Here is a 26,523-nt window from a genome sequence, read left to right on the forward strand (position 1 = left end):
TCACGCCTTCCGGCCGGAGTCCACAGCGAGTGTCCTCGCACGCCCCCGGAAGCGGCGCAGGGCCACGACGAACGGGGCCACGGCAACCAGGGTGAGCACGGCCGCGCCGATCCACGCGATCCACTCCCACAGGAGCATCGGGTCGTCCGGCGTGCCCTTCTCGTACACCCACGAGTTGGCCGCCGTGTACAAGATGTTGTGGCAGGCGGTGCGCATGGCGATCACCGACGTGGCCGAGAAGTCGGTGACGTAGTTCGTCGTCTTGACCGTGGCCAGCATGAGGTCGTTGCCACCGCGGATCGACTGGTCGGCCATCTGGTACCCGTAGGTGCCGAAGTAGTCGGTCAGGACCGTTCCACGGAAGCCCCACTCGTCACGAAGGACGGTGTTGAGCAGCTCCGGCATGGCACCGGCGTAGGTGTTGCCGATGTAGTTGAAGGCCGACATGACGGCGGTCGCACCACCGTCCTTGACGGACTCTTCAAAGGGTACGAAGTAGAGTTCGCGCATCGACTGCTCACTGGCCCATGTGGCCAGCTTGAAGTTCCTGCCGTTCTCCTGCTCGTTCAGGGCGAAGTGCTTGATGTAGGCGTACACGCCCTCGTCCTGGACGGCCTTGACCATTGTCGCGGCGATGCGAGCCGACAGGACCGGGTCCTCGGAGTTGTACTCGAAGTTGCGTCCCGAATAGGGGTTGCGGTGCAGGTTCATGGCCGGCGCGTACCAGCCCGAGACCCCCATTTCCTTGGCCATGACGACGATCGCCTTGCCGTACTGGTCGGCGATGTCCACGTTGAAGGAGGCCGCCACCGCCATTTCCACCGGCAGGGCGATGGATCCGACACCGGTGAAGTTGTTCTTCAGGGCCATCGGGCCGTCCACGTCAAGGTTCTGGACTTTGCCGATGGAAGGCACCGCAGTGGTCTGGTAGCCACCGTTGGCGATGAGCTCATTCATCTCCTCCACGGTGAGTCGGTCCAGCAGCTGGTCCCATTTCGGGTCCTCCCAGGCGGCACCGTGCAGGTCCGCCAGGACGATCTCTCCCGCCGCCCCGGTGGTCGGCATGGTGTCGGAGTCCTTGTCGAACTTCTTCGGGTCGTAGTTGACCTGGCTGTAGAAGGAGTCGACATATTCCTCCGGCAGGGCGAAGTCGGTGGGGGCCGCCGTGGCCGCCGCCGCGTTGGCGAAGTGGTCGGCGCGTGAGAGGTAGGTGAATTCCCCGCGGGCCCGGTCGAAGTGGTTGGTGGCGGCGACCTTGTCGCCATTGTGGGTGCGATCGGCGCTGTCGTAAGTGATGGTCCGGGCCAGGTCCAGATCCTTGCCGACGATCACCGTGTGCGAGTCGGAGCGCAGCGAGATCACGTAGCGCCCTGCCTCCAGCACCCACGCCTTCGCCCTCCGGTCGTCGTAGGAGGCCATGTCGCCCTCGTCCCATGACAGGGTGAGCGTCTCGGAGGCGCCCGGCTCCAGCTTCTCGGTCTTGTCGAAGGCCAGCAGGTTCACTGCGGACTTCTCGATGCCGCCATTGGTGTAGGGCGGAGTGTGGTAGATCTCGACGACGTCCTTGCCGGCCACCGTGCCGGTGTTGGTCACCGTCACCTCCACCGAGACCTTCCCGTCTGCGCGCTCGAGGTCCCCCATCGTCTGTTCGAAGGTCGTGTAGCTCAGGCCGTGACCGAAGGGGTAGACGACCTCCTTGTCGTAGTCGATGGCGCCTTCGACGGCTGCGGTTTCGTACCAGCGGTAGCCGACGTAGATGCCTTCCACGTAGTTGACGAAGGAGGCCCGCTGCAGGGTCTTGCGCACCGGGTGGGTGTAGTCGTGCTGGGACAGGTTCGTGTACATGAAGCTGCCGAAGTTCTTCGAGGTCGGGGTCTTCGTCGTGTCCGCCACGAAGGTGTCAGTGGTCCTGGCCGAGGGGTTGACCTCACCGTCGAGGATCTTTCCGAGGGCCTTGAAACCCACCTGCCCCGGTGGGATGGCCCACACGATTGCGTCGATCTGCGGGTCGGCCTCGAGGTCGCCGAGTTCGAAGACGTTGGCACCGTTGTAGACGACGATCACGGTCTCGGAGTTCTTCTTTGCCAAGTCGATCATGTCGCGCTCGGAGCGCGACAGGGACAGGTATCCCTGACCGGCCTCGAAGTCCTTGTACTGTGTGGAGTTCTCCTTGTAGGAGTAGGCGGGCTGCTCCTCGATCTGTCCGACCATGTCCCACGGAAGGTCGAAGCCCTCACCGCCGGATCGCGAGATGGTGACGATGGAGGTCTTGGAGTGGGACTGCACCGAGGTCAGGAGCTTTTGCGGGTACGAGGCCGCCGCTGGCTCGGGCAGGGTCCACTCCGCCTTGGCGATGGCGATGGCGATGTCGGGTCGGTCGCTGCGGTAGGTCGTGTAGAAGTCGATGAGGGCCTGGTTGGTCTGGAAGCCGGCCTCCTGCAGGCCTTCGAGCAGGGTGACCTTGTCATGGTTCTCCGACATGGCGCCCGATCCGGTGCCGCCGTAGACGGGGTTGGTGGAGGCCCATCCGAAGGTGTTGACTGCCGAGCCCTTTTCCAGGGGCAGTGCCCCGCCCTCGTTCTTGAGGAGCACCATGCCTTCCTCGGCGATGGAGGCGCCGAGGTCGTTCATGTGTGCGACGGTGGCATCCGACAGGACGCCGTCGCCGGAAGCGAGGTTCAGGGTGTTGCGAAGGCCTCCGTAGAGCATCGACATGACGGAGACGACGGCGACGAGCATCATCGCGATCCACGTCGTCGAGCGTACGAACTTGCGTGTGCGGGGCACACGCCCCCGCGCTGCAATGGTGACGACCAGTGCCAGGACCAGCGCCACTCCCAAGACGATGAGCGGGACCTGCAACGATTCCACCATTGCCAGGACGTCGCTCCATTCGATCTCGAGCATCAGGACCACCTCTCCGTGAATCGGGGAGCACCACCTCGTGCTCCTGCTTCACTTCGCAGGATGCCCCGTCTCCCTGGTGAGCGGCACCACACATGGACAAGCTGTCGCTTTCCACGCAGTCAGGACGGAGCGCTCAGGGGCGGCCTCGTTCGAGGATCTGCGTCAAGCGCTCGTGCTCGCAGCACACATCCGCATCCTCGCTCCACCGGACCAGGATCGGGGCGGCCTCCTCCAGCAGACGACGGGCGTCCTCCCGAGCACCCGGTCGCTCGCGCCCCAGCAGCAACACCCGTGCCGCCACCAGAAGGATCCGCAGCTCCCGGTCTGCGTCCCCGGTTTCCCGGAAGCCCGCGAGCGCGCGCTCGGCGCGAGCCAGGCCCTCGTCCTCCTCGCCGCAGGCCAGCAGGCACTGCGAGCGCGTCGCCTCCACATGGGACAGCTCCCACAGGGGCGAGAAGTCGGAGCCCTGCTCCACCTCCATCTTGCGCACCAGGCCTTCCGCCTGGTCCAGCAGGTCGCGGATCCGGTCCAGGCGTTCACGCGCCAAGTGCAGGGTCGGCTGCGAGGACAGGTCCATGGCGGCGCTGAGCAGGTACCTTTCGCGCGTGAACTGCGAGCGCAGGTCCTCCCCCTGTTCGAGGGCGGCGCACTGCTGCATGAGCTCAGAAGCCTGGTCGAAGTCACCCAGCCCGCGCGCCGCCGCCCCCGCCTTCTCCAGGCAGTACTGCTGGGTCTCGGTCTCGCCGCGCTCGCCGCGCGCACGCGCACACTCCAACGCCAGGGGCAGCAGCGACTCGTCCTCCTCCAATTCGACGAAGAGGGTCAACAGCGAGGTGCGCAATCTCAGTCGCAGTTCCGCGTAGCGCGGACCCCGGCAGTGTTCCAGGCAGGTCTCCAACACCTCTGCGGCCTCCATCGTCCGCCCGCTGTTGGCCAGGAGTCGAACCAGCAGCTGCATGTCGGCCAGGACGAACGGGACCCTGCCTGCCGCGCCGTAGAGGTTGACGATCTCGCGCAGGCTGTGGATGGCCTCCTCCTTGAAGCCGTGACTGGCACTGATGTTGGCGAGTGCCCGGTTGGCGCCCAGGAAGACCGACATGGGCACGGTCTCGAAGCTCATCAGCAGGGCGTCCAGCCTCTGGCAGGCCCCCAGGACATCGCCCATCACGGCTCGCACCATCTCCACGCCGGTGAGGGCGCGTGCCTCGTGGAGTCGGTCGGGGTCACCGGCCACGGCGACGAGGGCGCGGGTGGCGTCCTCGCACAGGGCGATTGCCTCCGCCGCCAGGGTCTCATCACGCCATTGGGTGGGCGGCCACGTGAGCAGGACGGACGCCAGCGCGATCTCGCGCAGTTCCTGCTCAGCGCAGTACTGGTCCAGCCGGGTGCGCAATTGGCGGACCAGGTCGACCGCCGTGGCAACGAGTGGCGGCCACGCGTCCTGGTCCCCCGACGGTGCGAGCGTGGCCTCGGCCATGAACAGCTGGACACGGTCGAAGAGGGTCGCCGGGTCGGTGCTCTCCATGTCGACAAGGTCCCTCATCGCCTGGAGGTGCCCTTCGGCCGACGTCGCATCGGCCAAGGCGTGGAAGGCGTTGACGGCGCACGCGTGCGCGTCCACGGCCACTTCGGAGGGCACGTCCTGGTCGAGGAGTTCGACCATTGCGTCCCATCCGGCGCCCGCCCGGTCCCTGTCGGCCCGCAACGCGTGGAAGGAACGCTCTGCGATCGCCTCGGCCAAGTCCTTAGGGTGGGTCGGCGCAACGGGGCGGGCCGATCCGCTCCACGGCAGTCGCGGCCCGTGGGAGCCTGGGGAGGCGGGCGACGAGGGCGCATTCGCACTGCCATTTCCCGGTGGGGCCGGGGCCGCCGGAACCTCGAAGAACTCGACCGTGTCCTCGCCGCGGTCGGGGTCCAGGGGGCGAGTCGACATGGTGCGCCCGATGCGACTGGACACGACGGTGTTGCCGTTGCGGCGGTCGAAGTCAGCCGCAATCACGCAGGCCCACCGACGCAGGGCCTCTGCGGCCTCGGCAATGGTGGAGCCCGCCCCGACCTCGTGACCGGGGCTGAAGACCTCGTGCGCGGGCAGGTCCACCCCCAGGAGCTCCTCCCCCGCCCCGGCCTCGACCAAGGACTCCAGAAGGGCCGTGGCCGGGGCCAGGAAGGCGAGCAGATGAGCGACCTGGAAGATGCGGTTCGTCCACGACCCGTGCGCGCGCAGGACCGCGAGTCCGCGGCGCAGGCGCCCCGAGACCACCAGGTACGTCAGGTGGTCGCCGATCTGCCCGATGTGACGCTCCTGGGCGCGGTGACGTCGGTAGGCGGCCACATGCGTGCGCCAGGCCTCTTCCCGCCTGCCGAGTCGTTCCATGGAGGCTGCCACCAGGGCCTGGACCCTGGCGGGCTGCTCCTTGCAGCCGAGCTGGCCCGTGAGGATCGGGGAGGCGACCGCCAACGCGGCCTCGTCCTGCCCTTGGTCGATGAACCACTGGATCTCCCGCTCCGGGTCGCAGGCTTCGCAGTCGGAGCGGTCATCACGTGGAGCGGCCCGCCATGCCACGAGTTCTCGTTCGCGGCGCTCCTCCTCGCCCAGGTGCCGCGCGGAGCGCACACGTGTCCCGTGAACCGCGTGCATCGACTTGCCCTGCGCGCGGTACTCACGTTCCATGTCCTGCTCCAGGGCGTGGACCTGTTCAGCCGACACGCGGGGAGAAGCGGCGGCGATGGTGACGGCGCTCTTGAAGTACCACAGGATCGACGCCACTGAATGGTCGGGCACCACTTCGGGGGTGGTCCGCAAGGTGTGCAGGCACCACGCGAAAGGAGCCAGCGCCTTCTCCGCCTCTGCGGAGAAGACGTAGGCGCGCACCAGTGCAAGACGGGCGTCGACTGCCAGCGCCTTTTCGCCCAACTCGTCTGCGGCCAACACGGCGCGTGAGAGCAGGTCGAAGGTCGGCGCCTCATTGGGCATGGTCAGTCCCTGTGCGATGGCGGAACGGATCTCGTCGGCGTTGTCCATCCTTCACTCCCCTTCCCTGCGAGCGGCCGCGCGAGCATTGGAACGCAGCAGGTCCACGAAGGCGTCGCGGACCCTGCCGACCTGCGAGATCCAGTCGTTGACCAGCATGTAGAACTGCGTGTCCGACATGCCTCCGGTGGCCACCTGCCAACACTGGAGCTCCAGGACCTCCGCGTCGGGGCCGATCTGCGGGGCCTTGCGAATGCCGATGAGCGGCCACTGGTGCTCCACGGCTTGTCGGCGCAGGAACTCGCGCCCCTCCGGGATGGTCGTGAAGCCCTCCTCGCCGAGCACTGACCGCACCATGGCCAGGCGCCCCTGGGGGCCGAGGACGATGTCGTAGTCATGTCCCCCCAGGTGGAGGAGGAACACCGTGCCGGCCTCGGTGTGTTCGACCTGGACCTGTGGGTCCGCGGAGCCCAGCAGGGCCTTCAGGCGCTCCTCGGTCAGCGGCGGGGCGACCTCCTCCGAGGGTTTCCTCCACCATGGGATCATCGGCGTTCCTCCACGATCGTCGAAATGGCGCGGGTCGTGCGCATGCGGCCCTCCTGCAGGGCGCGCAGGGCGTCGCACAGGGCGGTGTCGAGTTGGACGTCGCTGAGCCCTGCCGCCACATTCACCGTGACATCCACCGTCATGGGGGTGCGGGGCAGGGGTTCCCTGCTCTGCAGGACGGCGCGGGTCGACCACAGCTGCGTGTCGGACTGGCGGATGGCGTCGGCCAGGTCCTCGACGGGCAGGTTGTCGGTTTCGACCTCCTCGGTGGTGCGCAGGACCATGACCTGGTCGGTCAGGGCGTGGACGAGGACGGCCCGGCCCTCGGGGTCCAGTGTGACCGCACCGTCCTCCCAGGCGGTGGCGATGTCGTGGGTGCCGGCCCAGTGCAGGACCCTGGCGATGGTCACTCGCGGTAGTCGAGACATGTGCCCCACGTTACAGGCTGAGGCCGGTCAGGACAGGGCGGAGTCCAGCAAGGTTCCCATGACCTGTGCCGCCCACACGCGTTCCTTGGCACCCAGGGGCTGGCGGCCGGCAAGCAGCGCCTGCACGTAGAGTCCCCGAAGGACGGTGGTCCGGGTCTGCGCAGGGGCCTCGGATCGCACCAGGCGCGCCACGACGGCGCTGTTGAGGTTGAGGACCAGGACCGGCGAGCGGTCCCGGGCAAAGGGGTCGGACACGCCCAGCACGTCCTCCCACACGCCTGAGGCCGCCGCCCGTGAGGACCTGTCCGCCAGGCGTGAGGCCAGGTCCGGATCGGGCATGTGGACGGCCGGCATCGTGCCCGGCTCGAAGCGCCGCAGGACGATGCGGCACTCCTGAGGTGGGATCGCCTCCTCCGCCAGGAAGAGCAGGTCCGAGGCTTCGGCCAGCTCCGCCGGCGTGCACTGGCCGAAGGTCGCGAGGATCTCCTCCGGGTCGACAAGGGCCAGGTCCAGACTGTGCCGGTCCTGGCCGCCGGCGCGCCACCATGCCTGGAGAACCGGTTCCTCATTGACGTGACCGGCGTCCACCAACAGGATCCTCTGGGCGCGCGCCACCTCTGCCAGTGCCCGGAACTGGTCGCTGGTGCGGGTCCAGCGCACCGTGGAGCCCCAGGAGGCGATGTCCTCGAGGGTCATTCCTCCGGCTGTCGTGTCGAAGAGATAGGTGCGGGCCACGACCTCCAGGGTGGAGGCGTCCTCCAGCGCCACCTGCAGCAGGGCGGATGCGTGGGAGGCAAGGAAGGCGCGGAACCGCCCGGGTGCCACTCTGGAGAGTCGGGCGAGCCAGTCGAGGACGGTGCTGCCCACCTGGTCGCGGACCAGGTCCATCAGGTCGTCCTCGACCAACTGTTCGCGCGAGGCCGTCGGCCGCAGGTGCTCGGCCCCGGCCACCACTCGCGTGAAGTAGCACCACATGGGTGCCAAGCGCGCCCCTCCGCGCGAGATGAGCATTCCTTTGACGTGTGCGGTGTCATGTGGGCGGCCCGCAGTCTGCACGGAGTCCGCCACGAAGGCGACACCCTTCAGGCCTGCCACGGGAACGTCCAGGTCGATGACGTCCAGGGGCGTGAAGGACAGGTGCTGTTCGCACCACAGGACGCGTTCATGGTGGCTGAGCTCCCACACCGGGGTGGTGCGGCAGTGCAGGGTGGTCTCCCCGCCGGCCTCGACCCGCAGGTCCAGGGGCAGCAATTCGGCGAACTCGTCGACCAGGGCGCGCACGGTGGCCGGCCTCGTCCATTCCTCGTGGGGGCGCGGAGCCAGGCTCACCCGGGTGCCGGGGCTCGGCAGGGCGCCCTCGTCCCCGGGGCCGAGGGTGCGGACCGCGTAGCTGCCGTCGACCCTGCCCGTCCATTCGACGGTCGGGGCGTTCGGGGTGGTGGCGCTGCGGGAGTGGACGGTGATCGTGTCGCTGACCATGAAGCAGGAGAGCAGGCCGATGCCGAACTGTCCGAGGAAGTCGCCTCGCGCCATCCCCAGCTCGTCGCGTTTGGAGGAGGAGCCGATCGTCGCCAGGAAGGTGGCCGCCTGGTTGAAGGTGAGCCCAATGCCGCTGTCTGTGCAGGTCAGGCGGTCATCGGTGATGCGGATGTCGACGCGGGCGGGTGCGCTGGGGTCGAGGGCGCGCCGGGCCAGGATCGCGTCGTGGGCGTTCTGGACGAGTTCACGCACATACACACGCGGCCCGGAGTACAGGTGGCGTGAAAGCAATTCGACCATGCCGCGCAGATCGACGCGGAAGGTGGCGTCCATGCAGGTCTTCTCCGTTCGACTCGGGCCCCGGCCCCCATCCTTGCGCACATCCTCCCATCTGCGGGCCTCAACGCACCTTGCGCCAGGAGTCGACCGGACGGTGCTGACCGACGAATCTCACGGGAGGAGGGACGAATCTCACGGGAAGACGGGGCGGCCCCTGCATTCCCTCACGGGTTCGCAGGGGCCGCCGAGTCGGTTGCCACTCACTCCTGGAAGTTCATGCCGAAATCGATTGAGCCGAGCGCGTCGAGGAAGTCCTCGGAGACCTCGCCGTCGGCGAAGTCCATGTCGGCGTAGTTCGAGTTCGCCAAGGCCTCCGCAGTGGGTTCGACAATGACGTCGTTGTAACGGGCCAGGCCCGTACCCGCCGGGATGAGCTTGCCGAGGATGACATTCTCCTTCAGACCCACCAGGAAGTCCTTCTTGCCGTTCATTGCGGCCTCGGTGAGAACCTTCGTGGTCTCCTGGAAGGAGGCCGCCGACAGCCACGAGTCCGTGGCAAGCGACGCCTTGGTGATGCCCATGAGCATCTGACGACCCGAAGCGGGCTGACCGCCCTCGGCGGCAACCTTCCGGTTCTGCGACAGGTAGGCCATGCGGTCCACCAGCTCACCCGGCATGAAGGTCGTGTCACCCGGCTCCAGGATGGTCACCTTGCGCAGCATCTGACGCACGATGACCTCGATGTGCTTGGAGTGGATGCCCACACCCTGGTCGCGGTAGACCTTCTGGACCTCGTCCACCAGCTGCTTCTGGGCCACATTGCGACCCATGATGCGCAGGACCTCCTTGGGGTCCAACTGGCCCTCGGTCAAAGGCGTGCCGGCTGCGACGTGCTCACCCTCGGCCACCAAGAGCTTCTGGCGACGTGAGAGCTCGATGACCAGGTCCTCCTTGCCGTCGTCGCGGGTGACGACGATGCGACGCACCGCAGGATCCTCGTCGTCGATGTGGATCTTTCCGGCGGCCTCGACCATCTTGGCCTCGGCCTTGGGGGTCCGGGCCTCGAAGAGCTCCTGGACACGCGGCAGACCCTGCGTGATGTCGGAGGCCGAGGCCGCACCACCGGTGTGGAAGGTGCGCATCGTCAACTGCGTGCCGGGCTCGCCGATGGACTGGGCGGCGATGATGCCGACCGCCTCGCCGATGTCCACCTGCTTGCCGGTGGCCAAGGAACGGCCGTAGCAGGTCGCGCAGGTGCCGACCTGCGACTCGCAGGTCAGGACCGAACGACAGGTGACCTCCGCGACTCCCGCGGCCACGAGGGCGGCCAGCTGGTCGTCACCCAGGTCCGTGCCGGCCTCCAGGACCACCGTGCCGTCCTCGGCCACCGCATCACGGGCCAGGGTCCGGGCGTAGGCCGTGGTCTCGGCCGTCTCCAACTTGACCCACTGCCCGTCGACCTGCTCGGCCACCGGGATGCGGATGCCACCGCGGGTGCCGCAGTCCGCGTCACGGACGATGACGTCCTGGGAGACGTCGACCAGACGACGCGTGAGGTAGCCCGACTCGGCGGTGCGCAGAGCCGTGTCGGCCAGGCCCTTGCGGGCGCCGTGCGTGGCGATGAAGTACTCCAGGACCGTCAGACCCTCGCGGTAGTTCGCCTTGATGGGACGCTCGATGAGTTTCTGCTTCGGGTCCGAGACCAGGCCACGCATACCCGCCAACTGCTGGACCTGGGACCAGTTGCCTCGCGCACCCGAGGACACCATCCGGTACACGGTGTTGCGTTCCTCGAAGTTCGCGCGCATGTCCTCGGCGACCTCCTTGGTGCACTCCAGCCAGAGCTTGACCAACTCCTCGTAGCGGGTGTCCTCGGAGATGAAGCCCGTCTCGTACTGGTCCTGGACCTGGGCGGCGCGCTCCTCGTAGCGGGCCAGGATCTCCTCCTTGCGGGGAGAGGCCTGGATGTCGGAGAAGGCAATGGTGACGCCCGACCACGTCGACCAGTGGAACCCGGCCGCCTTCAATGCGTCCAGCGACTCGGCGACGAGGACGTTCGGGTAGCGCTCGGTCAGGGCGTTGACGATCTGGCCGAGCTGCTTCTTGCCGACGACCTCGTTGACGAAGGGGTAGTCGACGGGAAGCTGCTCGTTGAAGATCGCGCGACCCAGCGAGGTCTCCAGCAGGACGTCGTCGCCCTCGTTCCAGCCCTCGGGGGCCTGCCACCCCACGGGCGGCACGATCCCGGAGAAACGGATGAGCGCACGGGCGTTGAGGTGCAGGTCGCCGTTGTCGAAGGCCATGCGCGCCTCGGCCGGGCTGGAGTACGCCGGGAGGATCTCCTCGCCCGCGGAGTCACGCGCCACCTCGACGGACGGATCGGGATCCGAGGTCAGGTGGAACAATCCGATGATCATGTCCTGCGAGGGCATGGCCACCGGGCGGCCGTCGGAGGGCTTGAGGATGTTGTTCGTCGAGAGCATGAGGATGCGGGCCTCGGCCTGCGCCTCAGCGCCCAGCGGCAGGTGGACCGCCATCTGGTCGCCGTCGAAGTCGGCGTTGAAGGCGCCGCAGGCCAGCGGGTGCAGCTGGATGGCCTTGCCCTCGATGAGCTGGGGTTCGAAGGCCTGGATGCCCAGACGGTGCAGGGTGGGGGCGCGGTTGAGCAGCACCGGGTGCTCGCGGATGACGTCGTCCAGGACGTCCCACACCTCGGGGCGCTGACGCTCCACCTTGCGTTTGGCGGCCTTGACGTTCTGCGCGAAGTTCTTCTCGACCAGACGCTTCATGACGAAGGGCTTGAACAGTTCCAGTGCCATCTGCTTGGGCAGACCGCACTGGTGCAGCTTGAGCTGCGGTCCGACGACGATGACCGAACGGCCCGAGTAGTCGACGCGCTTGCCCAGCAGGTTCTGGCGGAAACGCCCCTGCTTGCCCTTGAGCATGTCGGAGATCGACTTGAGGGGACGGTTGCCCGGGCCCGCGACAGGACGGCCACGACGGCCGTTGTCGAAGAGGGCGTCCACCGACTCCTGGAGCATGCGCTTCTCGTTGTTGACGATGATCTCCGGCGCACCCAGTTCCAGCAGTCGCTTCAGACGCGAGTTGCGGTTGATGACGCGACGGTACAGGTCGTTCAGGTCCGAGGTCGCGAAGCGGCCACCGTCCAACTGCACCATGGGGCGCAGGTCCGGCGGAATGACCGGGATGCAGGTGAGCACCATGGACTCGGGCGCATTGCCGGTGGCCACGAAGGCGTTGATGACCTTCAGACGCTTGATGGCGCGGGTCTTGCGCGGGCCGGTCTCGCTGGCGATGACCTGACGCAGCTGCTCGACCTCGCCGGCCAGGTCGAAGGTCTGCAGTCGCTTCTGGATGGCGGCAGCGCCCATGTCACCCTTGAAGTAGGTGCCGTAGCGGACCTTCATCGCACGGTAGAGGCGCTCGTCGCCCTCCAGGTCACCGACCTTGAGGTCCTTGAAGCGATCCCACACCTTCTCCAGGTCGTCCAGGTCGGCCTCGAAGCGGCGGCGGATCTTGGCCATGTCGCGCTCACCGTTGCGGCGGGCGTTCTCACGGTCCTTGGCGCTGCGCCCCTCGGCCTCCATCGCGGCCAGGTGGGACTCGAGCTGCTCGGCGGCGGCGTTGATGGCGGTGTCGCGCTCGTCCTCCAGGTGCTTCTTCTCCACCTCGAGTTCTCCGCGCAGGTCGGCCAGGTCCTCGTGGCGCCCCTTCTCGTCGACCTCGGTGATCATGTAGGCGGCGAAGTAGATGACCTTCTCCAAGTCCTTCGGGGCCAGGTTGAGCACGTAGCCCAAGCGCGAGGGCACGCCCTTGAAGTACCAGATGTGGGTGACCGGGGCGGCCAGGTCGATGTGCCCCATGCGCTCACGACGCACCTTGGAGCGGGTGACCTCCACACCGCACTTCTCGCAGATGATGCCCTTGTAGCGCACGCGCTTGTACTTGCCACAGGCGCACTCCCAGTCGCGGGTGGGGCCGAAGATCTGCTCACCGAAGAGACCGTCGCGTTCGGGTTTGAGCGTGCGGTAGTTGATGGTCTCGGGCTTCTTCACCTCGCCCCAGGACCATCCACCCTGGGACACCGGGCCCATGTTGGCGCTGGTGGCAAGGGTGATCTTCAGGCTTTCGAAAGTTTTGGCGTCCAACAACGTTTACTCCTCAGTTCTCAGATCGCATCGATGGTCGCCGCAGCGTTGGGACGGGCTTCGAGGGCGATGCCCAGGTCCTCGCGCGCATTGAAGTCGTCGTCCTCGTCGCGCAGGTCGATGACGTTGTCCGCCGCGTCGAGGGCCTCGACGTTCAGGCAGAGGGAACGCATTTCCTGGATGAGGACCCGGAAGGACTCGGGGATGCCCGGCTCGGGGATGTCCTCGCCCTTGACGATCGCCTCGTAGACCTTCACGCGGCCGATCGTGTCGTCGGACTTGATGGTCAACAGCTCCTGCAGGGCGTAGGCGGCGCCGTAGGCCTCCAGCGCCCACACCTCCATCTCGCCGAAACGCTGGCCGCCGAACTGGGCCTTCCCGCCCAGCGGCTGCTGCGTGATCATCGAGTACGGGCCGGTGGAGCGCGCGTGGATCTTGTCGTCGACGAGGTGGTGCAGCTTGAGCATGTAGGCGTAGCCGACGGCGATCGGGTACGGGAAGGGCTCTCCGGAGCGCCCGTCGAACAGGCGCGCCTTGCCCTCGTGGTTCGTCAGCCGGTCACCGTCGCGGCTCGGGTTGACGTTGCGCAGCAGACCCTGCAGCTCCTCGGCCTCCAGGCCGTCGAAGACGGGGGTGGCCACCAGCGTCTCGGGCTCGGTCCTGACGGCGCCCTCGGGCAGGTGCCTGGTCCACTCCTCGCCGGCCTCGACGGCCTCGGTGGCGTCCCAACCCTGGTGGGCCAGCCACCCGAGGTGGTACTCCAGCACCTGGCCGACGTTCATGCGACCGGGCACACCCAGCGGGTTGAGGATGATGTCGACGGGGGTTCCGTCCTCGAGGAAGGGCATGTCCTCCACGGGCAGGATCTTCGAGACGACACCCTTGTTGCCGTGGCGGCCGGCCATCTTGTCACCGATGGTGATCTTGCGGCGCTGGGCCACGTACACGCGCACCGTCTGGCGCACGCCGGGGTTGAGGTCGTCCTCCTCGTCGTTGAACTCGCGCACACCGATGACGATGCCCTCCTCGCCGTGGGGCACGCGCAGGGAGGTGTCGCGCACCTCGCGGGCCTTCTCGCCGAAGATGGCGCGCAGCAGGCGCTCCTCACTGGTCAATTCGGTCTCACCCTTGGGGGTGACCTTGCCGACGAGGACGTCGCCGGCGGTGACCTCGGCGCCGATGCGGATGATGCCGCGCTCGTCGAGGTCGGCCAAGGACTCCTCGGAGACGTTGGGGATGTCGCGGGTGATCTCTTCCTCACCGAGTTTGGTCTCGCGGGCGTCGACCTCGTACTCCTCGATGTGGATGGAGGTCAGGACGTCCTCTTCGACGACGCGGCGCGACAGGATGATCGCGTCCTCGTAGTTGAGGCCCTCCCACGACATGTAGGCCACCAGCAGGTTCTTGCCCAGGGCGACCTCACCGTTGTCGGTGGCGGGGCCGTCGGCCAGGACGGTGCCGACCTCGACACGGTCGCCCTCGTCGACGATGACACGCTGGTTGGTGCAGTTGCCGGGGTTCGAGCGCTCGAACTTCTCCAGGCGGTAGGTGTCGCGTCCACCCTCGTCCGTGGTGACGACGACCAGGTCGGCGCTCACCTCCGTGACGACGCCCGAGTGGCGGGCGATGACCATTTCACCGGAGTCCTGGGCGGCGCGGCGCTCCATGCCGGTGCCGACCAGCGGCGCCTCGGTGGTCAGCAGCGGCACGGCCTGACGCTGCATGTTCGCGCCCATGAGGGCACGGTTGGCGTCGTCGTGCTCGAGGAAGGGGATGAAGGCGGTGGCCACGGACACCATCTGGCGGGCCGAGACGTCCATGTAGTCCACGCGGTCGCGGTGGATGAGCGTCGGGTCCTCGCCGGCCACGCGGCACAGGACCATTTCCTCGCTGAAGGCGCCGTCGGCGTCCAGTGGCGAGGAGGCCTGCGCGATGAAGTGCGTGAACTCGTCGTCGGCCGTCAGGTAGGCGACCTCGTCGGTGACGCGCCCGTCCCTGACCACGCGGTACGGGGTCTCGATGAAACCGAAGGGGTTGATGCGGGCGAAGGTCGCCAGCGAGCCGATGAGGCCGATGTTCGGGCCTTCAGGGGTCTCGATGGGGCACATGCGGCCGTAGTGCGAGGGGTGGACGTCACGGACCTCCATGCCGGCGCGGTCGCGCGAGAGGCCACCGGGGCCGAGCGCGGACAGGCGACGCTTGTGGGTCAGGCCCGCCAGCGGATTGTTCTGGTCCATGAACTGCGAGAGCTGCGAGGTCCCGAAGAACTCCTTGATCGCGGCGACGACCGGGCGGATGTTGATCAGCGAGGTCGGGGTGATCGCGTCGGGCTCCTGGGTGGTCATGCGTTCACGCACCGTGCGCTCCATGCGGGCCAGACCCGTGCGGACCTGGGCCTGGATGAGCTCACCCACGGCGCGGATGCGGCGGTTGCCGAAGTGGTCGATGTCGTCGGGTTCGACGCGCACCTCGACGGGCTCACCGTGGCGGGTGCCCGCGAAGGTCCGCTCCCCCTTGTGAAGGCTGAGCAGGTACTTCACCGTGGCGACGATGTCTTCCAGGGTGAGGACCGAGACATGCGGGTCGACCTCGAGGGCCAACTTCTTGTTGATCTTGTAGCGGCCGACCTTGGCCAGGTCGTAGCGCTTCTTCTCGAAGTAGAAGTTCTCCAGCAGTGCGGCGGCGGACTCGACATTGGCGGGTTCGCCCGGACGCAGCTTGCGGTAGATGTCGAGCAGGGCTTCCTCGCGGGTGGACACGGTGTCCTTCTCGAGGGTTTCCAGCAGCACCGGGTAGTCGGCGAACTGCTCGCGGATCTCGGCCTCGGTCATGCCGATGGCCTTGAGGAAGTGGGTGACGGACTGCTTGCGCTTGCGGTCGATGCGCACGCCCACGGCGTCGCGCTTGTCGATCTCGAACTCCAACCACGCACCGCGGCTCGGGATGACCTTGGCACCGAACACGTCCTTGTCGGAGGTGCGGTCCGAGGTGCGTTCGAAGTAGACGCCCGGGGAACGCACGAGCTGCGAGACGACGACACGTTCTGTGCCGTTGATGATGAAGGTGCCGCGCTCGGTCATGAGCGGGAAGTCGCCCAGGAAGATCGTCTGGGTCTTGATCTCGCCCGTGCCGTAGTTCATGAACTCGGCGGAGACGTACAGGGCGGCGGAGTACGTGTAATCCTTGGCCTTGGCCTCGTCGACCGTGTACTTCGGGGAATCGAAGCTCGGGTCGCGAAGGGTCAGGGACATGGTCTCGGCCACGTCCTCGATGGGGGTGATCTCGGCGAAGATCTCCTCCAGGCCGGACACGTCGGGGATGTCGTCGCGTCCTTGTGCCTGGGCGGCGGCAACACGCGCCTTCCACGCGTCATTGCCGAGAAGCCAGTCGAAGCTCTCGGTCTGCAGGCCCAGAAGGTTGGGGGCCTGGAGGGGTTCGCGGAGCTTGGCGAAGGAGATTCGGGTCCTGGGCTGGGTGGAAGCGGAGTGACTGGCGGTCACGGGGGTCCTTCCGGGCGTTGTCCATGCGCGAACGCTCTTCGCGCCCATTACCTGACTCCGTCCGCTTTCCGCCAAGCGCCGGTTACGGCGGGTGGGTACGGGTCACCTCGGGCACACGAAGGCGCAAACTCTCACACTAGGACGGGGAGGCGCCCAGGACAAGGCCGACCAAGGCGATGTGTGCAGATTCACGCAGGCCAAGGCGCGACCGGCATCCTGCCGCGAGGGCGGGAGTGCGCAAAAGAGGGAACCCCCGGGTCCGGGCCCGGGGGTTCGTGCTGCTCCGGCGACTGGACTCGAACCAGTAACCGTCCGATTAACAGTCGGATGCTCTGCCATTGAGCTACGCCGGAATGCGCGGTTGCGTGTGGAACTCTAGCCATGCGGAGTCCCCGGTGGCAAATCCGCACAGGGAGGTGAAGGTCACGCCCCCGCCCTCGTCCCGGTCAGGGCATGCGGTGCCCGCCACAACCACGGCGCCCAGGTGCGGGTCAACCACCACAGGGCCAGCGCCCCGGCCACACCCGCCACGGTGCCCGCCGCGATGTGCACGACGGGGGCCTGGACCCCGACCTTGACCAGTAGGATCCTCGTCGCCGCAAGGGCCAACACGTGGGCCAGGAAGATCTCCAGGGAGCGCCTGCCCACAGCGGCCACCCAGCCCGCACCCCACCGGGTGCGGGCCAGGAGTGCCGACACGGCCACGACCGCAACGACCCCCAGCAGGGTCGCAAGGACGCTCAGCCCCACACTCACTGGAGTGCGCACGAGTTTGGAGTACGTGGGTCCGGCGGCAGGGGTCCACGCGACCAGCGCCGCCCACCCGAGACCCGCCGCAGCAGCGATGCCCGCAAGTTCTGCGAGGCCGCGCCCTTCGACCAGGGCGACCACGCGCGGCAGGGCGACGATGGAGGCCAGGACGAAGATGGCGGTCATGCCATGTCCCTGCAGGCCCGCCACAGGGCCGAAGAGGCCCCACACGCAGACGCTGAGGACGACCGAGGCCGCACCGAGGACCCAGGCGCGCCAAGGCGAGGCCCAGGGCCGGACGAGGGCGACGAGAAGGCTCACCACGGCGATCCACGGGAAGAACCACATGTGGCTCTGCGGGTGCACGAGGTCCAGGACGGCCCACCAGTCCTTGCCGTTGTTCACCGAGGAGGCCAGGAGCACCTGGAGACTGCCCTGGAGCAGACTCCACAGCACGTAGAGCCACGCGAAGTCGACGAGGCGCCGACGCAGGTAGGGGCCAGCGCCGCGCCGCTGCACGCTGCCCGCGACGACCAGGCCGGCGGCGAAGGCGAAGACGGCCAGGTGAACGGAGTAGATGGCGCGGTCGACCAGCGGGTACCAGCCCCCGGCCGATTCGACGAGGCCGGCATTGGCAAGGCCGCGGATGACGTGGCCGGCGACGATCAGGACGATGGCCACGGCCTTGGCGACGTCCAATGTGGCATCCCTGCGGGTGGCGGGCCTGTCGTTCACGGCCCAGAGTCTAGCAACGCCCACGAAGGCCGACCCCGCCTGCCTGTACCCTTGTAGTGCCCCAGTAGCTCAGTCGGTCAGAGCATCGGACTCATAATCCGCGGGTCGCCGGTTCAAGCCCGGCCTGGGGCACCACGACCGTCCCGTCCGGGACGGACGCCAAGCGCCCCGGGAACCGTGCGGTTCCCGGGGCGCTGCGGCTTCGAGCCGAGTCCCTGCGCCCTGCGACGCCGAGTCGCGTCAGGGGCAGGAGGTGAGGGTCACTTGAGGGTGACCTTGCCGCCGGCCTCTTCGATCTCGGCCTTGGCCTTCTCGGCGTCTTCCTTCTTGGCGTTCTCGAAGATGGTCGAGGGGGCGCCGTCGACGAGGTCCTTGGCCTCCTTCAGGCCCAGGCCGGTCAGGGCCTTGACGGCCTTGACGACGGCGATCTTCTTGTCGCCGGCCGATTCGAGGACGACCTCGAACTCGGACTTCTCCTCCTCGGCCTCGGCCTCGCCGGCGGCAGGGGCGGCGGCGACGGCGACAGCGGCCGGGGCGGCGGCGGTCACGTCGAAGACCTCTTCGAAGAGCTTGACGAACTCGGAGAGCTCGATGAGGGTCATTTCCTTGAAAGCGTCGATGAGCTCGTCGTTGGAGAGCTTGGCCATGATTGGCATCCTTCCTGATTGGACCTGCTACGCGAGCAGTGGGTTGGTGTATCCGGCTGCGACCGCGTCAGGCCGCTTCGCCCTGCTTCTCGCGCAGGGCGTCGATGGTGCGCACCGCCTTGGACGGGAGCGCGGTGAAGGCGTACGCCGCCTGGGAGATCTTCGCCTTGAGGACACCTGCGGCCTTGGCCAGCAGGACCTCGCGGGACTCCAGGTCGGCGAGCTTCTTGACACCCTCTGCGGAAAGCGCTGCGCCTTCCATGGCGCCGGACTTCAGCACCAGCATCGGGTTCGCCTTGGCAAAATCACGCAGCGTCTTGGCGACCTCGACCGGGTCACCCGTGACGAACGCGATGGCGGTGGGGCCCTTGAGGTCCTCCACGAGGAAGTCGAGTCCGACCTCCTGCGCCGCCAGACGCGCCAGCGTGTTCTTCACCACGGCGTAGTTCGCGTTCTCACCCAGGCCGCGACGCAGCTCCTTGAGCTGCCCCACGGTCAGGCCGCGGTACTCAGTCAGCACGACGGCACCGGCCTCGCGGAACTGCTCCACGAGTTCGGCGACGGCGGCCACCTTGTCAGACCTCGCCATGGTCCTCCTTCCAGTTGTGTGCCGCCGGCCCATGTGAAGAGCCCGGCACGCAGGCAAGCGCACCGGGCTCGAAAGTCCGTTCCCGCACGAGGGCGGGTCACTCACCTGCGTCGGTTGCTCCAGCATTTCGTCCCGGGGTCCCGGGCGTCCGACGGTCTTCGGCGGGGACCACGCTATCAGGCGGGCACCGTGAGCTCCAAGCCGCGCAAGTGTGCAACCCGACACCGCCCCATTGGCGCCACCTCAGGGGTGAGCCGCCTCGACGGCACACCCCGTCGGACAGGACTGCGCCCCGACGACCATCGGCCGTCGGGGCGCAGCGCCAACAGAGTCCCTCTGTCCGACTCCGATCAGGAAGCGTCCTGGGAGGTGAGGTTGCGCGTCTTGGTGACGTCCAGCGGGATGCCGGGGCCCATCGTCGTGGAGACGGTGCCCTTGGAGATGTAGCGGCCCTTGGCGCTGGAGGGCTTCAGGCGCAGCACCTCTTCCAGGACTGCCGCGTAGTTCTCGGCCAGCTGGACGGCGTCGAAGGAGGACTTGCCGACGATGAACGCCAGGTTGGCGTGCTTGTCGACGCGGAACTCGATACGACCGCCCTTGATCTCACGGATCGCCTTGGCCACGTCCATGGTCACGGTGCCGGTCTTCGGGTTCGGCATGAGGCCACGCGGGCCGAGGACGCGGCCCAGGCGGCCGACCTTGCCCATGAGGTCGGGGGTGGCGACGGCCACGTCGAAGTCGGTGTAGCCCTTGGCGACCTTCTCGATCAGCTCGTCGCCGCCGACCTCGTCGGCCCCGGCCTCGATGGCCTCCTGCGCACGCTCACCAACGGCGAAGACCAAGACCCGGGAGGTCTTGCCGGTGCCGTGCGGCAGGTTGACGGTGCCGCGGACCATCTGGTCCGCCTTGCGGGGGTCGACGCCCAGTCGCAGCACGACCTCGACGGTCGAGTCGAACTTGGTGACGGTGGTGTCCTTGGCCAGCTGGAAGGCGGCCAGGGGGGCGTAGATCTCGCCTGCGTGGATCTTCTCCGCCGCAGCGCGGTAGCCCTTGGAGCGCTTGGTCATTCTGCTTCTTCTCCTTGCAGTCGTGGGTGCCGGGCAGCGCCTGCCCTACCACTGGGATGTCTGGTCAGCCTTCGACGGTGATGCCCATGGAGCGGGCGGTGCCGGCGATGATCTTCGTGGCGGCGTCGAGGTCGTTCGCGTTGAGGTCGACGAGCTTGGCCTGGGCGATCTCACGGACCTGGTCGGCGGTGATGGAGCCGACCTTCTCCGTGTTCGGACGGCCGGAGGCCTTCTGGACACCCGCGGCCTTCTTGATCATCTCCGAGGCCGGAGGCGTCTTGAGGACGAAGGTGAAGGAACGGTCCTCGTACACGGTGATCTCGACCGGGACGATCGAACCACGCTGGGCCTCGGTGGCCGCGTTGTACGCCTTCGTGAACTCGACGATGTTGACGCCGTGCTGGCCCAGTGCGGGGCCGACGGGCGGAGCAGGGGTCGCGGCGCCAGCTGCGATCTGCAGCTTGATCAGGCCGGTGACCTTCTTCTTCGGTGCCATTTTCGGGTCTTTCTTTCTCTGCGGTGCCACAGCGTTCGCTGCGGCGACGTGCGCGGCGCGGGCACACCCGTCCCGCGTGCGCACGAAGGATGATCGTATCGCGCGCGCCCACTCGTTCCCAAGTTCGGGTGCGCGACCTCACTGCGGCTCAGGCGTCGAGCTTCTTGACCTGGTCGAAGGACAGTTCCAGCGGGGTCTCGCGCTCGAAGATGGTGACCAGGACCTTGATCTTGCGGGTCTCGGGCATGATCTCGGAGACGGTGGCGCTCATGGATTCGAAAGGACCGTCGACGACGGTGACGACCTCTCCGACCTCGTAGGCGACCTTGACGCTCTGGACGGGTGCAGGTCCGGCCTTGGCGGCCACCGACGCCTCTTCCAGGACGGCGGGGGCCAGCATGGACACGACCTCGTCGAGGGACAGGGGCACGGGGTTGTGCTGGTCGCCGACGAAGCCGGTGACGGCGGGGGTCTCCTTGACGACGCGGTAGGGGTCGGAGCTGCGACCCTCCTCGTCCTCGTCCTCACGCATGTCCATGCACACCAGGACGTAGCCGGGGATCTGGACCCGGCGCACGCGCTTCTTGACCGAGCCGCGGTACTCGTCGACGAACTCCACGGGCACCTCGACCCGGAAGATGGAGTCCTCCATGTTCTGGGACTCGATGCGCTGCTCGAGATTCGACTTCACCTTCCACTCGTGGCCGGAGTAGGTGTGCAGGACGTACCAGTCGCCACGCTGGGCGCGCAGGTCCTTGCGCAGTTGCTCCAGGGGGTCCACCTCGCCGGTCCGGGCGGCAGGCTCCGTCGACTCGGCAGCCTCGGGTGCGGTCTGGTCGGTGGCAGTGGTCTCGAACTCGTCGCTCATGGGGCTCACTCTCCTCGGTGTCGCTGTTGCGACGGTGGGGCCGCTCCGGTGAAAAAACCCGCCTGCAGCTTCCTGCGGGCGGGTCGTTCCTCGGGTCAGCCGAAGACGTATGCGCTCAGTTTACCGAATCCGTAGTCCATGAGCCCCGTCAAAACCATGATGACCGCCACAAAAACCGTCACCACGAGGAAGTAGGTCCACGTCTCCTCAGGAGTCGGGTACGTGACCTTCTTGAGTTCGGCGATCACCTGGGAGATGAAGATGACGACCCTGCGGAGGACTCCGGGACGGGTCTGCTCGGACTCGGGCGAGGCGTCACGCTTGCGGGTCGCCCTGCCCTTCTTCGCGGTGGTACCGCGGCCGGGCCGGATGGCCTCTGCGTCACTCATCGGGCTCCTCCCCCAAGGTGGGTCACTGTGTGTGGCAGGGCAGGCGGGACTCGAACCCACAACCGCCGGTTTTGGAGACCGGTGCGCTACCAATTGCGCCACTGCCCTGTTGCGGGCGCTCACTCCGAAGTGGAGGGCCGCGACCCGCTCGATGGAGTCTAGGGGATGCCCGGCGAAGGTGTCCAACCACGTGGCCGTGACCACACGGTGCACATTCCACTCACGCGCGCGCCCGACATGGGACCATGGAGCCGTGACGACTGAACCTCGCTCCCGTGTCTGTGCCCGTTTCGCCGCCATCACGCCTTCGGCCACCCTGGCCGTGGACGCCAAGGCCAAGGCCCTCAAGGCCCAGGGCCGCCCCGTCATCGGCTTCGGTGCGGGCGAACCCGACTTCCCGACCCCCGACTACATCGTCGAAGCCGCCCTGGAGGCCGCCAAGGATCCGGCGATGCACCGCTACACGCCGGCCGCGGGCCTTCCGGCCCTGCGCGAGGCGATTGCCGCCAAGACCCTGCGCGATTCCGGCTACGAGGTCCGCCCCGGAGACGTCCTGGTCACCAATGGCGGAAAGCAGGCCGTCTTCCAGGCCTTCGCCGCCATCCTCGACCCGGGCGACGAGGCGATCCTGCCCACCCCCTACTGGACCACCTACCCGGAGGTCGTCAAGCTGGCCGGCGCCACCCCCGTCGAGGTCTTCGCCGGCGCCGACCAGGACTACAAGGTCACCGTCGAGCAGCTCGAGGCCGCCCGCACCCCGCGCACGAAGGTCCTCCTGCACTGCTCACCGTCGAACCCCACCGGCTCGGTGTACACCCCGGAGGAGACCATCGCGATTGGCCGGTGGGCACTCGAACACGGCATCTGGGTCGTCACCGACGAAATCTACGAGCACCTCGTCTACGAGGACGCCGCCCCCGCGCACATCCTCGCCCTGGTGCCTGAGTTGGCCGACCGGACGATCGTCCTCAACGGTGTGGCCAAGACCTACGCGATGACCGGCTGGCGGGTGGGCTGGATGGTCGGCCCCACGGATGTCATCAAGGCGGCCACCTCCTTCCAGTCGCACCTGACCTCGAATGTGTCCAACGTCGCCCAGCGCGCCGCCCTGGCCGCCGTGTCGGGTCCGCTGGACGCCGTCCACGAGATGCGCCGGGCCTTCGACCGTCGCCGCCGCACCATGGTGACCATGCTCTCCGAGATCCAGGGCCTGGAGGTCCCGACCCCGAAGGGCGCCTTCTACGCCTTCCCCAGCGTGGAGGGGATCCTGGGCAAGCAGATCCGCGGGACCGTCCCCACCACTTCGGCGCAGCTGGCGGACCTCATCCTGTCCGAGGTCGAGGTCGCCGTGGTCCCCTCGGAGGCCTTCGGACCGTCGGGGTACATCCGACTGTCCTACGCCTTGGCGGACGAGGACCTGGTCGAAGGCGTCGGACGCATCCGGGAGCTGCTGGCCGAGGCCCGCTGACGCCGCCTCCGGCGCGCGGGCGGCCGGCACCACGCAGGCCGGCGCATTTGCCACAATGGGGTCATGGAGATCCAGCGGGCCTTTGCAGACACCGACCAGCCCAAGGGGACCGTGCTGCTCTCGCACGGTTTCGCGGAGCACATGGGCCGTTACCTGCCCCTGCGCCGGGCCCTGGTCGAGTCGGGTTACGACATCGCCTTCTACGACCACGCCTGCCACGGCACGGCGCCGGGTCCCAGGGCGTGCGTGGACGTCGGTCGGCTGATCCGCGACCACGTGAGGGCCCGCCGCGAGGTCCTCACCCGGGCGCGCTCCTCGCGCCTGTTCCTCTTCGGGCACTCGATGGGCGGCCTCGTCACGGCCGCCTCGACCCTGGTGGACCCCATCGGCGTACGCGGCGTGGTCCTCACGGGTCCGGCCGTGGCCCCCTTGCCCGCCGTCCCCGTCGAGGTCGCCCGCGCGATGACGAAGGCCGCGCGCCTGACCCCCGGGGTGCAGGTGCGTCCTGCGGTTCCCGATCCGCAGGACTCGAAGCTCTCCCGCGACCCGGAGGTCCAGCGGGCCTTCAACGCCGACCCCCTGTGCCACCAGGGCGGCATCGTCATGCTCACGGCCTCGACGATGGTGGTCCAGGCGCATGAGACGATGCGCCGCGCGAATCGGTGGCGGGCCCCACTGCTCGTCTTCCACGGGAACCAGGACGAGTTGTGCGACCTGGAAGGCTCGCGGGAGTTCGTCCGCCGCGCCGTGAGCGCCCACCCCGGCGTGGACGTGCATCTGAGGGTCGTCGACGGCGCCCGCCACGAGGTCCTCAACGAGCCCGAGGGCCCCAGCATCATGCGCGACATGGTCCTGTGGCTGGACGCCCACTGATGGGTCCGATACCTCCCTCGCTCACCACGGCCCCACCGACCCCTCCGGGACGCCGTGACCTGCGCGCCCTGCCCAAGGCCCACCTGCACCTGCACTTCACGGGCGCCATGCGCCCGCGCACCCTGGTGGCGATGGCCCGCGAGAAGCACGCGCGTCTGCCTTCGCACCTGCTGGACACGGACCCGCTGACCGTGCCGGCCGATGCGCGCGGATGGTTCCGCTTCCAGCGCAGTTACGACGCGGCCCGGTCTCTGGTGCGCACCGAGGAGGCCATGCGGCGCATCATCCGCGAGGCCGCCGAGGACGAGGCCGCCGAAGGGTCCGTGCGCCTTGAGATGCAGGTCGACCCGACCTCGTACGCGCCGTGGGTCGGGGGGATCACTCCCGCCCTGGAGATCGTCCTCGACGAGGCCGGGGCGGCCTCACGCGAGACGGGGGTCGAGGTGGCCGTCGTCGTGGCCGCCTCGCGCGTGCGCCACCCACTGGATGCGCGCACCTTGGCGCGACTGGCAGCCCGCCACGCGGGGTCCGGGCCGGCCAGCGTGGTGGGCTTTGGCCTGTCGAATGACGAGAGGGTCGGTGACACCGCATCCTTCGCGCCGGCCTTCCGCATCGCCCGGGACGCGGGGCTGGCCTCCCTGCCCCACGGGGGTGAACTTCTGGGTCCGCGCTCGGTCGACGAGGTCGTGCGCGCCCTGCACCCGCACCGACTGGGTCATGGGGTGCGCACCACGGAGGACCCGGATCTGTTGCGACGCCTAGTCGATGCGGGTGTCGCCTTCGAAGTGTGTCCCACTTCGAATGTGCACCTGGGGGTCTACCCGAGCCTGGACCAGGTGCCCCTGCCGGTCCTTGTCGAGGCCGGGGCGACGATCGCCCTCGGGGCCGACGACCCGTTGCTCTTCCACTCGCGACTGTTGGCCCAGTACGCCGCCGCCCGCGACGTGCACGGATTCTCCGACGCGCAATTGGCGGCACTTGCCCACCAGAGCATTGACGCCTCACTGGCCTCGCAGGCCTCACGCAGCGCATGGCACCACCGGGTGGACCAGTGGCTGTCGACTCCGCCCCCGACCCATCGACGACCCGAGGTCACCAGGTGATGCCAAGGGCCACGGGCTCGGGGACCAAGGTGATGCCCCACGCGTCCTCGACCCCGGTGATGACGGCGCGCGCCAGGGCCTCGACGTCTGCGGCGCTGGCCCCTCCCCTGTTCGTCAGTGCCAGGACGTGCTTGGTGGACAGGCTCGCACGTGCCACGCCCCGGTCGTCGCACACCGATTCCGGCGCCCACCCCTTGGGGAGGCCCGCGTGGTCGATGAGCCACGCGGCGGAGGTCTTGACCTGCCCGTGCGCAGTCGGGAAGCGAGGGGCGCCCTCCGGCAGGAGGCGCTCGGCGGCTTCCGGGTCGAGCACGGGGTTGGTGAAGAAGGAGCCTGCGCTCCACGTGTCGTGGTCGGCGGCGTCCAGGACCATGCCCTTTGAGGCGCGCAGCTCCAGGACTGCCTCGCGGACGTCCCGGGAGGGCGCCACCGCTCCGACCTCGACACCGAGGCGTCGGGCCAGTTCGGCGTAGCGGATGGGAGCGGAGTGGCCCGTGGCGGCAAGACCGAAGGTGGCCTCGAGGACCGCCCAGCGGCCGGTCGGCCCCCACAGGCGCCCGCCTCGTGCGGGCGAGGGGTTCTCCAGGGAGCGTTTGAGGACGGACATGCGGTACCCGAAGTCCAGTTCCGCGGCCTCCAGGGTGACGACCCTTTCCGCGAAGCGGTCCCATGCACGCAGGTGGACCAGGGTGTCGGCCACCTCCGCCCCGTAGGCGCCGACGTTCTGGACGGGGGCGGCGCCGACGCTGCCGGGGATGCCCGAGAGCGCCTCCAGTCCGGACAGGCCCTGCTCGACGCTGTGGGCGACCAAGGCGTCCCAGGGGGTGCCTGCGGTCGCGGTGACCAGGACGGGGTCGCAGATGGGGCCGGCGCCCTGCGCCTGGGAGTGGGTGATTTCGCCTCGCAGGTCGCGCACGACCACCCCGGGGAAGGGCGAGTCGGAGGCGAGGAGATTCGAACCTCCCCCCAGGACGAGGCACGGGGTGCCCGCGGCGTCGGCCCGGCTCACCGCTTCGACCAGGGCGCTCTCGGTGTCGGCTTCGACGAGGCGGGCCACTGGGCCACCGACCCTGAAGGTCGTCAGGTCGGCCAGGGTGGGGGTCGGGTGAGCTGCAGCATCGTCCATGCCGACCAGCCTAGTCATGTGGACACAGATGCTTCGTCCACAGGCCCCCAGGGCCCTGAGGGCTCTGTCCACAGGCGGCGCGTCAGGGCTCGCGCAGGCCCCCGGGGCGCTTCTAGCGTCGAGACGAGGACCG

At 68.2% G+C, this 26,523-nt stretch carries 18 protein-coding genes and 3 tRNA genes; 4 read left to right on the forward strand and 17 right to left on the reverse strand.

Annotated features, from left to right (window positions below; translation table 11 throughout):
- From I6B53_RS09270 to I6B53_RS09310, 9 genes are all read right to left on the reverse strand, one after another.
- Nucleotides 1-2,907 (reverse strand): glycoside hydrolase family 3 protein, encoded by a 2,907-nt coding sequence (locus I6B53_RS09270; protein ID WP_216763950.1) that lies wholly within the window; start codon nucleotides 2,905-2,907, stop codon nucleotides 1-3.
- A 133-nt stretch (nucleotides 2,908-3,040) separates the two neighbouring features.
- A complete protein-coding gene (locus I6B53_RS09275; protein WP_216763951.1) occupies nucleotides 3,041-5,929 on the reverse strand; it encodes a hypothetical protein in 2,889 nt (962 codons plus the stop codon).
- 3 nt (nucleotides 5,930-5,932) lie between these two features.
- Nucleotides 5,933-6,424, reverse strand: coding sequence for a hypothetical protein (locus tag I6B53_RS09280; protein ID WP_216763952.1), 492 nt, complete (start codon nucleotides 6,422-6,424; stop codon nucleotides 5,933-5,935).
- Nucleotides 6,421-6,852, reverse strand: coding sequence for a hypothetical protein (locus I6B53_RS09285; RefSeq protein WP_216763953.1), 432 nt, complete (start codon nucleotides 6,850-6,852; stop codon nucleotides 6,421-6,423). The genes I6B53_RS09280 and I6B53_RS09285 overlap by 4 nt, the downstream gene beginning before the upstream one ends.
- A gap of 27 nt (nucleotides 6,853-6,879) precedes the next feature.
- The gene (locus I6B53_RS09290; protein WP_216763954.1) at nucleotides 6,880-8,664 is read right to left on the reverse strand and encodes an HSP90 family protein; all 1,785 of its coding nucleotides are present in this window, start codon (nucleotides 8,662-8,664) and stop codon (nucleotides 6,880-6,882) included.
- Between the two features lie 206 nt (nucleotides 8,665-8,870).
- Complete coding sequence (locus I6B53_RS09295) at nucleotides 8,871-12,782, reverse strand: DNA-directed RNA polymerase subunit beta' (RefSeq protein WP_216763955.1); 3,912 nt, start codon at nucleotides 12,780-12,782, stop codon at nucleotides 8,871-8,873.
- A gap of 17 nt (nucleotides 12,783-12,799) precedes the next feature.
- On the reverse strand, nucleotides 12,800-16,279 hold the full coding sequence (gene rpoB, locus I6B53_RS09300; RefSeq protein ID WP_253953855.1) for a DNA-directed RNA polymerase subunit beta: 3,480 nt from the start codon (nucleotides 16,277-16,279) through the stop codon (nucleotides 12,800-12,802).
- A gap of 281 nt (nucleotides 16,280-16,560) precedes the next feature.
- Nucleotides 16,561-16,632: transfer RNA gene (locus I6B53_RS09305), tRNA-Asn, on the reverse strand.
- Nucleotides 16,633-16,702: 70 nt separating this feature from the next.
- Entirely contained in the window at nucleotides 16,703-17,764 is a 1,062-nt protein-coding gene (locus I6B53_RS09310) for an acyltransferase (protein ID WP_216763957.1), read from the reverse strand.
- A gap of 58 nt (nucleotides 17,765-17,822) precedes the next feature.
- Between I6B53_RS09310 and I6B53_RS09315 the strand changes: the two genes are divergently transcribed.
- Nucleotides 17,823-17,899: transfer RNA gene (locus I6B53_RS09315), tRNA-Ile, on the forward strand.
- A 125-nt stretch (nucleotides 17,900-18,024) separates the two neighbouring features.
- Here I6B53_RS09315 and rplL read toward each other — a convergent pair.
- The 7 genes from rplL to I6B53_RS09350 all read right to left on the reverse strand — a co-directional run bounded on the left by rplL (nucleotide 18,025) and on the right by I6B53_RS09350 (nucleotide 21,928).
- Nucleotides 18,025-18,411 carry a 50S ribosomal protein L7/L12 gene (gene rplL, locus I6B53_RS09320; RefSeq protein ID WP_216763958.1) on the reverse strand — a complete coding sequence of 129 codons (387 nt, stop codon included), beginning with the start codon at nucleotides 18,409-18,411 and terminating at the stop codon, nucleotides 18,025-18,027.
- A gap of 67 nt (nucleotides 18,412-18,478) precedes the next feature.
- Nucleotides 18,479-19,000 carry a 50S ribosomal protein L10 gene (gene rplJ / locus I6B53_RS09325; RefSeq protein ID WP_216763959.1) on the reverse strand — a complete coding sequence of 174 codons (522 nt, stop codon included), beginning with the start codon at nucleotides 18,998-19,000 and terminating at the stop codon, nucleotides 18,479-18,481.
- A gap of 350 nt (nucleotides 19,001-19,350) precedes the next feature.
- On the reverse strand, nucleotides 19,351-20,067 hold the full coding sequence (gene rplA, locus I6B53_RS09330; RefSeq protein ID WP_216763960.1) for a 50S ribosomal protein L1: 717 nt from the start codon (nucleotides 20,065-20,067) through the stop codon (nucleotides 19,351-19,353).
- Nucleotides 20,068-20,131: 64 nt separating this feature from the next.
- Nucleotides 20,132-20,563 (reverse strand): 50S ribosomal protein L11, encoded by a 432-nt coding sequence (rplK, locus tag I6B53_RS09335; protein WP_216763961.1) that lies wholly within the window; start codon nucleotides 20,561-20,563, stop codon nucleotides 20,132-20,134.
- Between the two features lie 148 nt (nucleotides 20,564-20,711).
- Nucleotides 20,712-21,431: a transcription termination/antitermination protein NusG gene (gene nusG / locus I6B53_RS09340; RefSeq protein ID WP_216763962.1), complete on the reverse strand. Its 720-nt coding sequence runs from the start codon at nucleotides 21,429-21,431 to the stop codon at nucleotides 20,712-20,714.
- A gap of 95 nt (nucleotides 21,432-21,526) precedes the next feature.
- A complete protein-coding gene (secE, locus tag I6B53_RS09345) occupies nucleotides 21,527-21,820 on the reverse strand; it encodes a preprotein translocase subunit SecE (RefSeq protein WP_216763963.1) in 294 nt (97 codons plus the stop codon).
- Nucleotides 21,821-21,852: 32 nt separating this feature from the next.
- Nucleotides 21,853-21,928, reverse strand: a tRNA-Trp gene (locus I6B53_RS09350).
- A 145-nt stretch (nucleotides 21,929-22,073) separates the two neighbouring features.
- On the opposite strand from I6B53_RS09350, the gene I6B53_RS09355 reads away from it, so the two are divergent.
- The 3 genes from I6B53_RS09355 (at nucleotide 22,074) to I6B53_RS09365 (ending at nucleotide 25,264) form a co-directional block, all read left to right on the forward strand.
- Nucleotides 22,074-23,288: a pyridoxal phosphate-dependent aminotransferase gene (locus I6B53_RS09355; protein ID WP_216763964.1), complete on the forward strand. Its 1,215-nt coding sequence runs from the start codon at nucleotides 22,074-22,076 to the stop codon at nucleotides 23,286-23,288.
- A gap of 63 nt (nucleotides 23,289-23,351) precedes the next feature.
- A complete protein-coding gene (locus I6B53_RS09360) occupies nucleotides 23,352-24,161 on the forward strand; it encodes an alpha/beta hydrolase (RefSeq protein WP_216763965.1) in 810 nt (269 codons plus the stop codon).
- Nucleotides 24,161-25,264, forward strand: a complete 1,104-nt coding sequence (locus I6B53_RS09365) for an adenosine deaminase (protein ID WP_216763966.1) — start codon at nucleotides 24,161-24,163, stop codon at nucleotides 25,262-25,264. The genes I6B53_RS09360 and I6B53_RS09365 overlap by 1 nt, the downstream gene beginning before the upstream one ends.
- Here the strand turns inward: I6B53_RS09365 and I6B53_RS09370 are convergent.
- Entirely contained in the window at nucleotides 25,254-26,390 is a 1,137-nt protein-coding gene (locus I6B53_RS09370; protein WP_216763967.1) for a UDP-N-acetylmuramate dehydrogenase, read from the reverse strand. The genes I6B53_RS09365 and I6B53_RS09370 overlap by 11 nt on opposite strands.
- Nucleotides 26,391-26,523: the final 133 nt, after the last annotated feature.

Source organism: Schaalia sp. 19OD2882 (assembly GCF_018986735.1).
GTDB lineage: Bacteria > Actinomycetota > Actinomycetes > Actinomycetales > Actinomycetaceae > Pauljensenia.

Bases quoted from the DNA above. Each gene is read 5' to 3' on its own strand.
- rplK (WP_216763961.1), bottom strand. From the start codon at position 20,563: ATGGCACCGAAGAAGAAGGTCACCGGCCTGATCAAGCTGCAGATCGCA.
- I6B53_RS09275 (WP_216763951.1), bottom strand. From the start codon at position 5,929: ATGGACAACGCCGACGAGATCCGTTCCGCCATCGCACAGGGACTGACC.
- I6B53_RS09270 (WP_216763950.1), bottom strand. From the start codon at position 2,907: ATGCTCGAGATCGAATGGAGCGACGTCCTGGCAATGGTGGAATCGTTG.
- I6B53_RS09370 (WP_216763967.1), bottom strand. From the start codon at position 26,390: ATGGACGATGCTGCAGCTCACCCGACCCCCACCCTGGCCGACCTGACG.
- nusG (WP_216763962.1), bottom strand. From the start codon at position 21,431: ATGAGCGACGAGTTCGAGACCACTGCCACCGACCAGACCGCACCCGAG.
- I6B53_RS09285 (WP_216763953.1), bottom strand. From the start codon at position 6,852: ATGTCTCGACTACCGCGAGTGACCATCGCCAGGGTCCTGCACTGGGCC.
- rplA (WP_216763960.1), bottom strand. From the start codon at position 20,067: ATGACCAAGCGCTCCAAGGGCTACCGCGCTGCGGCGGAGAAGATCCAC.
- I6B53_RS09365 (WP_216763966.1), top strand. From the start codon at position 24,161: ATGGGTCCGATACCTCCCTCGCTCACCACGGCCCCACCGACCCCTCCG.
- rplJ (WP_216763959.1), bottom strand. From the start codon at position 19,000: ATGGCGAGGTCTGACAAGGTGGCCGCCGTCGCCGAACTCGTGGAGCAG.
- I6B53_RS09280 (WP_216763952.1), bottom strand. From the start codon at position 6,424: ATGATCCCATGGTGGAGGAAACCCTCGGAGGAGGTCGCCCCGCCGCTG.
- I6B53_RS09360 (WP_216763965.1), top strand. From the start codon at position 23,352: ATGGAGATCCAGCGGGCCTTTGCAGACACCGACCAGCCCAAGGGGACC.
- secE (WP_216763963.1), bottom strand. From the start codon at position 21,820: ATGAGTGACGCAGAGGCCATCCGGCCCGGCCGCGGTACCACCGCGAAG.
- rplL (WP_216763958.1), bottom strand. From the start codon at position 18,411: ATGGCCAAGCTCTCCAACGACGAGCTCATCGACGCTTTCAAGGAAATG.
- I6B53_RS09290 (WP_216763954.1), bottom strand. From the start codon at position 8,664: ATGGACGCCACCTTCCGCGTCGATCTGCGCGGCATGGTCGAATTGCTT.